The organism is Planococcus sp. A6 (assembly GCF_028823615.1).
In the GTDB taxonomy this organism is placed as follows: Bacteria; Bacillota; Bacilli; order Bacillales_A; family Planococcaceae; genus Planococcus.
Window position 1 is genome coordinate 1 of record NZ_JAPEHT010000251.1, and the last position, 1,358, is coordinate 1,358.

Sequence of the window (1,358 nt, forward strand, 5' to 3'; positions counted from 1 at the left end):
GCGACAGCCGCCGGGACCTGGAAGTGGAAGCCGAAGACGGCCTGTACAAAATCTACCGCTCAGGCAATGATGGCGATTCGATCCAAGTCGAACTGAACTATCGGATCGTAGGGGCTGTCGAAAAGTTTGAAGATGGCGCCGAATTCTACTGGCCGTTTTTTGATGCAAGCAACGAAAGCGAGTACGGGGAAATGACGATTACAGTCATCCCGCCTGCTTCAGCAACTGAAACTGAAGCGCTTGGATACGGCGAGGCGTTTGATACCTCGACCGTCACGGAAGGCGGCACAGCAGTTTTCAATTTAGGCAATGTGCCATCCGAAGAAAATGCAGATATCCGCGCAGTTTTTGAACCCGAATTGTTCCCTGGTGTCACAGCGAAAGACGGTACAGTGCGCGATGAGCTCGCGGATGACCGTGAAGAACTCGAAAACGAGGCAGCAGCGTTCGCCCGCAACCAGCAAATCGCAAAATCCATTGGTATTCCTGCCATCGTCATACTTGGCGTGCTCCTCATCGGGCTCGTGCTATTTGCTTGGCTGAAGGCGTCGAGACGCAAACGAAGTGTCCAAAGCGGCACTTATGAATTTTTCGTACCCGAAGACTCGATGAGCATTCCCGCTTTGCTTCATTTCACGAACCCGACCTATGTAGCGGCGAACGGCATGTCGGCGGCAATTTTGGATTTGATGAGAAAGGGCAAGATTCGCCAACTCTCAGAAGACCATTTCGCACTGGCTGACCGCAACACCGACCACCCGCACGAGGCGGTTTTGATTGGGCTATTGTTCGATACAATCGGAGATGGCCAGGAGTTTACGCTGGAACAAGTTGAGATCTTTACGAAAAATGAACTCAATCACGAAGATTACAATGCAGCAACCGCCGAGTGGAATAAAGAAGTAAAAGCCGAAGTAACGGCTCACGACTTTTATGAAAAACACGTCGGCCTGCGCTGGGCGGTCGGCATTCTGAGCGCGGTCTTCATCGGCCTCGCCATCGTTTCAGGCATTTACGGGCTCTTGCCATGGATGGCTTTGTCTATTGCGCTTGCGATGCTCGCTCTCGGATTTGCGATTGGCTATTCGCCGATCACGCGTGATGGCCACCGTGTGCGCTACGAATGGCGCAGCATGAAAAACGCTATGGACCAATTGCCGACAGAACAATGGGAACAGCTGACAATGGACGAAAAGCAGCGCGCTTATGCGTACTTGCTCGGCAGCGACCAGAAAACGGCCGAGCGAAAAGCGAATGCCTTTACAGCCGCTGAGCCGGCAAATGATGTCTCTGGCTTCGCGATGAATCCGATCCTTATGACGGCTGTATTCGTTTCGGCCAGCACCACGACGAGTTCA

The 1,358-nt window shown here is 52.7% G+C and carries 1 protein-coding gene; it reads left to right on the top strand.

Features of this window, described 5'->3' with window-relative positions; all coding sequences use genetic code 11:
• On the top strand, positions 1–1,358 hold a 1,358-nt coding region (locus tag ON064_RS18270), incomplete at both ends, for a DUF2207 family protein (protein ID WP_274625877.1).